Annotated in this window: 7 protein-coding genes; 3 read left to right on the top strand and 4 right to left on the bottom strand. The window is 35.9% G+C overall.

The features are described from left to right. From ACY651_RS17260 to ACY651_RS17250, 3 genes are all read left to right on the top strand, one after another. Positions 1 to 1235, top strand: a 1235-nt coding sequence (locus tag ACY651_RS17260) for an NADH-quinone oxidoreductase subunit N (RefSeq protein ID WP_462254742.1), incomplete at its 5' end; no start/stop codon positions are given. 120 nt (positions 1236 to 1355) lie between these two features. Then, a complete protein-coding gene (locus ACY651_RS17255; protein ID WP_462254741.1) occupies positions 1356 to 1748 on the top strand; it encodes a hypothetical protein in 393 nt (130 codons plus the stop codon). 22 nt (positions 1749 to 1770) lie between these two features. Continuing rightward, the gene (locus tag ACY651_RS17250; protein ID WP_462254740.1) at positions 1771 to 3702 is read left to right on the top strand and encodes a DUF3857 domain-containing protein; all 1932 of its coding nucleotides are present in this window, start codon (positions 1771 to 1773) and stop codon (positions 3700 to 3702) included. Here ACY651_RS17250 and nhaD read toward each other — a convergent pair. The 4 genes from nhaD to ACY651_RS17230 form a co-directional block, all read right to left on the bottom strand. After that, the gene (nhaD, locus tag ACY651_RS17245) at positions 3699 to 4982 is read right to left on the bottom strand and encodes a sodium:proton antiporter NhaD (protein WP_462254739.1); all 1284 of its coding nucleotides are present in this window, start codon (positions 4980 to 4982) and stop codon (positions 3699 to 3701) included. The genes ACY651_RS17250 and nhaD overlap by 4 nt on opposite strands. A gap of 39 nt (positions 4983 to 5021) precedes the next feature. Further along, a complete protein-coding gene (bglX, locus tag ACY651_RS17240; RefSeq protein ID WP_462254738.1) occupies positions 5022 to 7262 on the bottom strand; it encodes a beta-glucosidase BglX in 2241 nt (746 codons plus the stop codon). A gap of 3 nt (positions 7263 to 7265) precedes the next feature. Next, entirely contained in the window at positions 7266 to 8048 is a 783-nt protein-coding gene (locus tag ACY651_RS17235) for a carboxylesterase family protein (protein WP_462254737.1), read from the bottom strand. 297 nt (positions 8049 to 8345) lie between these two features. After that, positions 8346 to 9888 (bottom strand): glycoside hydrolase family 3 C-terminal domain-containing protein (locus ACY651_RS17230; protein ID WP_462254736.1); only part of this gene is annotated, 1543 nt, incomplete at its 5' end.

The raw sequence follows: 9888 nt of genomic DNA, 5'->3' as shown, positions 1-9888 counted from the left end.
TAGATGGCAACCTGTTTGATAATATGTATCAAACTACTCCCTTAATCGCTTTTGAAAAAAGCATTTTGAATTTGGGAGTGTATTTAATTACCTTATTATTTGCCGGCTGGTTTAAAAAGACAGACAACTTAGCTGAATTTTTTATACTGCTGCTCTCCGCTTTATTAGGCATGTTCTTTTTATTATCCAGTGGTAATTTTTTAATATTTTATTTATCTTTAGAACTGGCGACTATACCGGTTGCAGCTTTAGCTAATTTTGATCTGCAAAAAAAGATATCTTCCGAGGCAGCCATGAAGATGATCTTGTCTTCAGCATTTTCATCCGGTATATTATTATTTGGTATTTCATTGGTGTATGGCACAACAGGCACTATAAGTTTTGCAGAATTACCTGCGTTACTTACCGGAAGTTCATTACAATTAATGGCGTTTGTTTTTTTAATAAGTGCTTTTGCTTTTAAATTATCTATCGTACCCTTTCATTTATGGACGGCAGATGTGTATGAAGGTTCGCCATTTGCTGTTACTGCATTTCTTTCAGTAATTTCAAAAGGTGCTATTGCATTTGTATTTATAACCACATTGTACAAAGTGTTTCAACCCATGGAGGCGGTTTGGTATAATATGGTCATGGTTTTATCTGTTATTACAATGATCATTGGAAATTTATTTGCACTTCGCCAGCAAAACATCAAACGCTTCTTGGCTTTTTCTTCTATTGCACAAGTAGGTTTTATCTTGGTGGGTATCACTGGTAATTCTGCAGAAGGTACTTCTTCAGTTATTTATTTTATTTTGATTTATGTATTTAGTAACCTGGCGGCATTTGGTATAGCTGCAACTATTGCAGCGCAAACCGGTAAAGAAAATATTATAGATTATAAAGGCTTTTATCAAAACAATAAATTTTTGAGCTGGGTACTGGCATTGGCTTTATTTTCTTTAGCTGGCATTCCACCAACGGCAGGGTTTTTTGGAAAATTATTTTTATTAACTGCAGGTGCAGCTAAAGCCAATTACGCATTTATTATTATTGCAGCATTAAACATGATCGTTTCTTTGTATTATTATTTAAGAGTGATACGATCAGTATTTATGGATAAGAATGAAATGCCTGTTGAAAAAATAGATTTGCAACCATCGGTAAAGTTTGGATTATTAATTTGCAGTGGCGGTGTGGTACTTACAGGCATAGTAAGCTGGATTTACGATTACATTATTTCGCTTATTTAAGCCCTCATCCCCTGAAGGGGAGTTATTCGAACTATAGTATAAAATTGAACTTACCTTTATGCAAGCTGATTGATAAAATTATAAACTTTAAATAACTCCCCTTCAGGGGATAGGGCAATTATGGCAATAAATAAAAATCACGAGTTTGAAGAATTAAACGGTGTTAAATGTGGCATTGTAGAAAAAAATGTAGCACCGGAAAGAGCTCAATTTTTAAAAGATGTGCTGGAGCAAAATGGTTTTTCTGTTGTAACAGTTGCTACGCCGCCGCCTAAAGCAGTAGCACCTGTAGTAAAAGCAGAAGGCGAAACTCCAGTTGTTGCTGAACCTGCTGCAGCAGCTCCGGAAACATTTACTGTGGGTGTAACAGATTATACCTTCAACGCTATCAATGCTATTTTTGGAAGATTGCTGAAAACAAAAAGCGGCCATGTGGTTACGTTAGCTTACTGGCAGCAGCAAGAAAGTGTAAGTAATGATGAGGTGCCGTATTTTGAGAATATAAAAACCTAGTGCTATTCCGTAAAATTACCAAATGAAAAAAAATATTTTATTTTTTATTCTTATTTTATTATATACATTTTCTGTTGCACAAGATTACCCAGATTTTGGGATGCCAGGCAAAGAAGAAATTGAAATGAAGGAATGCATGTTTGAAAAAGAAGCCGGTGCTGTTGTTTTAATTCACGAAGCTTTTTCTTATCCAGAAGATAACTTTCAACTAATAACTACTCACCATATACGAATTAAAATTTTAAAGCAATCTGGCACTAAAGCTGCTAATATCTCTATTCCATATTTTAGAAAAAATGATTTTGAAAGAATTTCACAGCTTGAAGCAATAACTATAAATATTGCTGATGATGGTACACTTACGAAACAAAAAGTTGGTAAAAAATCAATTTATACTACAAAAGTAAATGAAAGGTTTGGCGAAATTAACTTTGCATTCCCATCCGTAAAAGCAGGCAGCATTCTTGAATATCAGTTTAAAAGTACAATGAAGAATTATTACGGCTTAAGAGACTGGCATTTTCAACAGGACATACCAGTAATGATCAGCAGGTATCACCTTAAAATGATACCCAATAAATCATTTACATATCGTATAAATAAAAGGCCAGATTTAGAAGCAACAGTTTTGCCCGAGCAAGGGAAAATATTTTTCGAAATGAGAAATATCCCTGCTATTGCATCAGAACCTTTTATGGATGCAAAAGAGGATAACATCCAAGGGGTAAACTTGCAAATTAACGGGTATAACTCAAGATGGGGTTCAAACATTGCTATAGTTTTTCAACCATCATGGGTTTGGATAAATACGGGATTATTAATTCGAGAAAATTTTGGGCCGCAAATTCTTGCTGATATTTCCGGTACTAATGATTTTATCAGGGAAGTAAAACTGCTAAAATCCTCAGAAGAAAAAATTATTAAAATTTATAACTATGTAAAAAGTAAAATGATTTGGAATAATTTTTACAGCATTGGTTCCATTGATGGCGTAAACAATGCCTGGAAAAAAGGTACAGGTACTACCGGAGATATTAATTTGATTTTAATAAACCTTTTAAATAATGCCGACCTAAATGTTTTTCCTTTATTGGTAAGTGAAAGAGAAAACGGTAAAGTAGATCCAACTTATCCTTACATCGACCAGTTTAATAAAATGATAGCTTGTGTTATTTTAGAGAAAAAAAAATATTTTTTAGATGCAACAGATAAATACACACCTGCTAACTTAATTCCCGGCAACTTATTAAACACTACCGGTTTTTTAATAGACAGGATAATTGGGGAATTAATATTTATAAGCTCCGACTCAATACAGCATAAAGAAGATATAGGTTTAAAAATGCAGGTTACAGATGATGGTTTTTTAAAAACTAAAGTAGAAATAAAAAGCACTGATTATGCAAGGGTAGAAAAAGAGAGAAAATATAATACCGATAAAGAAAAATTTAAGGAAAAGTATTTTAAAGCAGAAAATTATACATTTACGGTTGATTCTTTTGTTATCGAAAATGCCAGTTACGATTCTTTACCTCTTATTCAAAAGTTTGATTTTAACATTCCTGTAAGCACTACTGCTGATTATAAATTTATTCCACTCAATTTTTTTTCGGGATTTGATAAAAATCCTTTCTTAGGCGATAATCGTTTTTCAAGTATTAATTTCGGTTATAAACAATCTGTTAATGTTAACGCAGTTATCAGTGTTCCGGAAAATTATCAAGTTGATGGCTTGCCCAAAACTGTAAGACTTAACTTGCCAAATGATGATATTATTTTTGACAGGCAGACAGTTTTTAATAAAGAAAATAATACGATATACTATAATTTAAAAATTCAATTTAATAAAAGCCTTTTTGGAGTGGATCAATACAGTTTGATAAAAGATATTTATAAAAAGATATTCAATTTATTAGATGAAAAAGTGGTGTTAAAAATGAAGGATAAAAACTAGCTAATTAAATACTGCTGCAATAAAAATACTCCAATACCTACCACAAAAGCTACCAAAGCTATCCAGCTTATTTTTTTAAGATACCACATAAAATCAATTTGCTCGATACCCATTACTGCAACGCCAGCTGCCGAACCAATAATAATAGCACTGCCGCCACTACCTGTAGTAAGCGCTAAAAATTCCCAGAACGGATGATCGGTAGGATAAGTGTTTAAATCGTACATGCCTTGTGCAGCAGCAACTAATGGCACATTATCCACCACCGCAGAAAGCAAGCCTAAGAAAGTACCGATCAAATAATCATTTTTAAAAATAGTGCTTAAAGTACCGGCAAGATTTTTTAGTAAGCCTGTTGATTGTAATGCAGCAACAGCCAATAATATTCCAAGGAAAAATAAAATACTGGGCGTATCAATTTTTTGCAATGCACGGGCTACTGTATATTTTTCTGCATAATCAGCATTCTTATCTTTATGAATAATGGTGGTGATTACCCACATTAAACCTAATGCCAGCAGCATGCCCATAAAAGGCGGCAAGTGTGTAAGCGATTTAAACAACGGCACAAAAAGTAAAAACCCAAGTCCGCTGATCAAAATAATTTTACCATCTGTTTTTTGGCGTGATGTTGTATTAATAACCGGTAATGACTGGTAACTTTTACCTTTAAACTTTTTGGCAACAATTAATACAGGAATGATGCAGGCAATAATGCATGGAATAAAAAGAGTGTAAATGATATTTAGTGCGGTTACTTGTCCGCCGATCCAAAGCATGGTTGTAGTAACATCTCCCAATGGCGACCATGCACCACCTAAATTTGCTGCAATAATTATTATACCTGCAAACCAAAGCCTGTCTTCTTTTTCATTTAATAATTTTACGCAAAGCGAAGTCATTACAATTGCTGTTGTTAAATTATCCAGTAACGCAGAAAGGAAAAAAGTAATTATAGCAATGATAAATAATAATTGCTTTTTACTTTTGGTGGTTATTTTACGGGTTATAATATCGAAGCCGTTGTGAGAATCTATTAATTCTACGATTGTCATGGCGCCCAAAAGAAAAAATAGAATTGAAGCGATATCACCAAAGCCATGCAGTAACGATGCACTTACTGCATTTACATCTTCACTGGTGATTATGTAAACTGTCCAGCATAATACACCAGTTATTAAAGCTGAGGCAGCCTTATTAACTTTTAAAGATTGTTCAAATGCAATGGCAATGTAACCGGTGATAAAGATGATAAGAATAATGATTGCATAAAATGGCATACTGCAAAATAAATTATAAAACCTGAAAATCTGTAAAGATTATTTAGCGTAAACAAAACTGGCTTCTTTTGCTTGTGCGGAATTTGTACCAATAAATATTTTAAAGTCTCCGGGTTCAGCCGCATATTTCAATTCATTATTATAAAATTTTAAATCATCAACCGTAATTATAAATTTTACTACTTTACTTTCTCCTTTCTTTAAAAATATTTTTTGAAAACCTTTTAATTCTTTTACTGGTCGCACAACAGAAGCCACCATATCTCGTATATACAATTGCACCACTTCTTCCCCATCAAAATTACCGGTGTTGGTGATGGTAATGGTTGCCTCAATTTTTTCATTGGCTTTTAATTGTGTTTTGTTTAAAGTGATGGCGCTGTAATTAAAAGTGGTGTAACTTAATCCATAACCAAAACAAAATTTTGGGCTGTTAGGCAAATCGATATAAGCCGATACATAATTTACGTCACGGTCGTTGGCCGCAGGCCTGCCGGTGTTGTAATGATTATAGTAAATAGGAATTTGTCCTTCCGTACGTGGAAAACTCATCGGTAATTTTGCAGCAGGATTATAATCGCCGAATAAAACATTGGCTATGGCATTACCGGCTTTTGTACCCAACCACCAGGTGTATAAAATGGCGGGCACATTATCTGCCGTCCAGTTAAAAATTAAAGGGCGGCCAGCATTTATTAATACTACAACAGGTTTGCCAGTTGCCTGTATGGCTTTTATTAAATCTTCCTGCACGCCGGGTAAATGAATATTGCTGCGGCTTTTAGCTTCGCCACTCCAGTTGCTGGCTTCACCCATGCTCATAATAATTACGTCTGCTTCTTTTGCAGCAGCAATCGCTTCCTCAAAACCATTTTTATTTTGATCATCAATGTCGCAACCTTTGGCGTATAATAATTTTGTAGTGCTGCTCATTTTTTTTTGAATGCCCTGGTACAATGTAACCACTCTTGCCGTATCATCGGGCCAGCTGTAACTCCAAAAACCTAAATTATCCCTTACTGCTTTTACAAAAGGGCCAATCAATGCAATGTTTTTGGTTTGTTTTGATAAGGGTAATAATTGATTGTTATTTTTCAACAGCACTATACTTTTTTCGGCCATCGTTTGCGATGCCTGTAAATGTGCGGCATTATTAAATTGCTGTTGTTCTCTTACTGTATTACAAAATTTATAAGGATCCTCAAACAAACCCATTTCAAATTTCTTTTTTAAAATTCTTTTTACGGCATCATCAATTGTTGCAACCGTAACTTTTTTATCTTTTACCAATTGTTTTAAGTTTTGAATATAGCTCCTGCTTTCCATATCCATATCGCTGCCGGCGTTGGTGGCATGCATGGCTGCCTCGTAATTATTTTTTGAATAACCATGATTGATCATTTCTCCCACACTGCCCCAGTCGCTTACTACAAAGCCTTTAAATTTCCACTGACCTTTTAATAAATCTCTTTGCAAATATTTATTGCCCGTTGCAGGTACACCATTTAAATCGTTGAACGAATTCATAAATGTTGCGGCACCTGCATCCAGTGCGGCTTTAAATGGTGGCAAATAAATTTCGTGTAATTGACGAAGACTCATATCAACAGCATTGTAATCACGGCCACCCACAGCCGCACCATACGCTGCAAAATGTTTGGCGCAGGCCATGACTGCATCAGTACTGCCCAAGCCATTTCCCTGGAAACCTTGTACTCTTGCTTTTGCTATGGCACTTCCTAAAAAAGGATCTTCACCTGCACCTTCCATAACCCTGCCCCAGCGTGGGTCACGGGCAATATCCACCATGGGTGCAAAGCTCCAGTGTACACCTACTGCGCTTGCTTCTATGGCTGCAATTCTTGCACTTTTTTCTATGGCAGATAAATCCCAGCTGGCTGCTTCTGCTAATGGAATTGGAAAAATGGTGCGATAACCGTGTATTATATCTTGCCCGAACAATAATGGAATTTTCATTCGTGACTGCATGGCCATTTGCTGCAATGCTTTGGTATGCTCCACTCCTGTTACATTTAACATGGAACCCACCATGCCTTTACGAATTTGATTTTGTTTATCTCCGTCGTTTGTTATGGGTCCGGTAGCTTCCCAATCGCCATTGTACTGGTTCATCTGCCCTATCTTTTCATCCAGTGTCATCAGTTTTAAAACGGAATCTACTTTTGCATCAATTGATTTCTTTTGTGCAAAAGTTGAAGAAAAAAGAATTACGGAAAAGAATAAACAAACAATAGGTTGTAAAAATTTTTGAAACTTCATTTTTTATTTTTTGTTGGAGAATAACCATTGTAATAAAGTAGGTTCTGCAAATGCATTGTCCCAACTGTTGTGATTAGCTTCTGGATACAAGGTAAATTTTACTTTGGCATTTATTATTTGTAATGCATTTACAATACGCTCAGAATATACGGGCAACACTACATCATCCTTTGCACCATGAAAAACCCACCAGTTTACTTTTTTTAAATTGGGTGCTGCACTGCTGTCTGCTCCGCCACAAATGGGGAATGCAGCTGCAAATAATTTGGGGTTACGGTTAACAATTTCAAAAGTGCCCATGCCACCCATAGAAAGTCCGCCAACATAAATTTGTTTTTTGTTAACCTTATATTTTTTTATGGTTTCAAAAAGTAACTGTTGCAACAAATCCATTGCAATGGTGGGTGCACCACCGGTATGAAAAGTAAATTCCCTTTCTCCCGCTGCATTATTTTTTATAGCCACATTGCTCCAGAAACTTTTGGCAGGGCATTGTGGAAAGAGAATAATGGCGGGATATTTTTTTCGGATGCTGTCACGCAGAAATAAATTACTGCCATGCATTAGTTGTGCTTCGTTATCATTGCCCCGTTCGCCAGCGCCATGTAAAAAAAGTATCAGCGGATATTTTTTTGATGCATCATAATTTTCAGGGAGCAATAAACGGTAAGGCATAGTATCGGTGCCTTTTATGAAACTATGTTTTTGATAAAGTGATTTATCCTGTGAGTGGGCAATACTAAAGGCAGAAAAAAAGATAATAAAGAAGAAGATAATTTTTTTCATGATCTATTTTATTTTAAAATAATAAATATTGTATGCTATACATTACTATTCCTTTACTAAAAGTTGTAAGCCTGAGCTTGTCGAAGGCGGGTTAATGCACGCAGATTCTTTTATGTGCAGCCCGCCTTCGACAAGCTCAGGCTTACAGTAAAATGAATCAAAAGCAAAACATAATAAAAGCTCAATAAGGAAAAAATGTACAAGAGTGCCCTTCGTTCCTCAGGATAAACTCTACCACTGCAGCCAAATAGCATTTCTGCCGCCCGGCCCCCGAAAATATCGGGGCAGGCCAAAAAACTATTTACTCCAATTTACTTTTCCTTTTTTTACATCTCTTGAATTTCCGCCGATCATTATTTCAAAATCCCCGGCTTCCCAATCGTATTTTAAATCGTAATTATAAAATTTTAAATCGTTGGGTGTAATATTAAATGTAACCGTTTTTGTCTCTCCAGCCTTCAACATTATTTTTTGAAAACCTTTTAATTCTTTTACCGGCCGGGTTACACTGCCCACCACATCACCAATGTATAGCTGCACCACTTCTGCCCCATCGTATTTTCCGGCATTGGTTAAAGTAACGGAAGCGGTTAAGGTTTGATTGCCTTTTAAAGTTGTGCTGCTTAATCTAATATCGCGGTAATTAAAATTGGTATAACTTAATCCATAACCAAAAGGAAAAAGTGGATCGTTGCTTACATCTAAATAATTGCTGCGGAATTTTTGAAACCACTTGCCATCTTCTAATGGACGGCCAGTATTTTTATGATTGTAAAACAATGGTACCTGTCCTATATTTTGCGGCCATGTTGTAGTTAATTTTCCCGAGGGGATCGCATCTCCAAATAAGGCATCTGCAATGGCATCACCTGCTTCGGTACCTGCAAACCAAACATTTAAAATTGCAGGAACATTTTCGTTTTCCCATTTGATGGTCATTGGCCTGCCTGCAAATAAAACTAATACCACCGGCTTACCCGTTTTTAATAAAGCTTTTAATAAATCCTGTTGTGATTTTGGAATATTGATATCGCTGCGGCTGCTGCTTTCGCCACTCATCTCTGCACTTTCTCCCAATGCGGCAACAATTACATCTGCTTTAGCGGCTGCTTCCAAAGCTTCGGCTAAAATAATTTCGGTACTGCGTTTATCCCTGTATGTTTCTTTGCCAAACATACCGGCACGTTCTTCAAACGCACTGTCTTCATCTAAATTACTTCCCTTTGCATAAATAATATTGGCGTTGGCTCCCAGTTTATTTTTTATCCCTGCCAGTAAAGAAATGGGTGTAGAATAATCTGTTGCCACTGCCCAGGTGCCCGGCATATTCTCTTTAGTATTTGCCAATGGGCCAATTAATGCAATGGTAGATGATTTTTTCAACGGTAATAAATTATTTTGATTCTTTAACAACACAAAACTTTCTGTTGCGATCTCTCTGGCTATTTTTCTATTGGCTGCAGTAAATATTTCTGTCTTTGCCCTGTTCTCATCACAATACTTATAAGGGTCGTCAAACAATCCTAATTTATATTTTGCTTCTAACACCAACCTGCAGGCATTTTCAATTTGCTGCAGGGTAACTTTTTTTTCTTTTAAAGATTTTTCAAGGGTGGTTAATAAACCTTCGCCAACCATATCCATATGAATGCCTGCATTTAAAGCCAATGCAGAAACCGTTTGCAGATCTCCCATACCATGATCCATCATTTCATTTATACCTGTGTAATCGGTAACCACAAAACCTTTAAAGCCCCATTGCTTGCGCAACACATCTGTCAGCAACCATTTGTTACCTGTTGCGGGCACACCATCTACTTCATTGAATGAAGCCATAAAA

The sequence above is a fragment of the Ferruginibacter sp. genome (assembly GCF_031391665.1).
GTDB lineage: Bacteria > Bacteroidota > Bacteroidia > Chitinophagales > Chitinophagaceae > Ferruginibacter.
The sequence above is the reverse complement of the archived record's forward strand: the minus strand, read 5'-3'. Positions and strand labels throughout refer to the sequence as shown.

Excerpts from the sequence above, each read along its gene's own strand:
- ACY651_RS17235 (WP_462254737.1), bottom strand. The coding sequence starts at position 8,048 with ATGAAAAAAATTATCTTCTTCTTTATTATCTTTTTTTCTGCCTTTAGT.
- bglX (WP_462254738.1), bottom strand. The coding sequence starts at position 7,262 with ATGAAGTTTCAAAAATTTTTACAACCTATTGTTTGTTTATTCTTTTCC.
- ACY651_RS17255 (WP_462254741.1), top strand. The coding sequence starts at position 1,356 with ATGGCAATAAATAAAAATCACGAGTTTGAAGAATTAAACGGTGTTAAA.
- nhaD (WP_462254739.1), bottom strand. The coding sequence starts at position 4,982 with ATGCCATTTTATGCAATCATTATTCTTATCATCTTTATCACCGGTTAC.
- ACY651_RS17250 (WP_462254740.1), top strand. The coding sequence starts at position 1,771 with ATGAAAAAAAATATTTTATTTTTTATTCTTATTTTATTATATACATTT.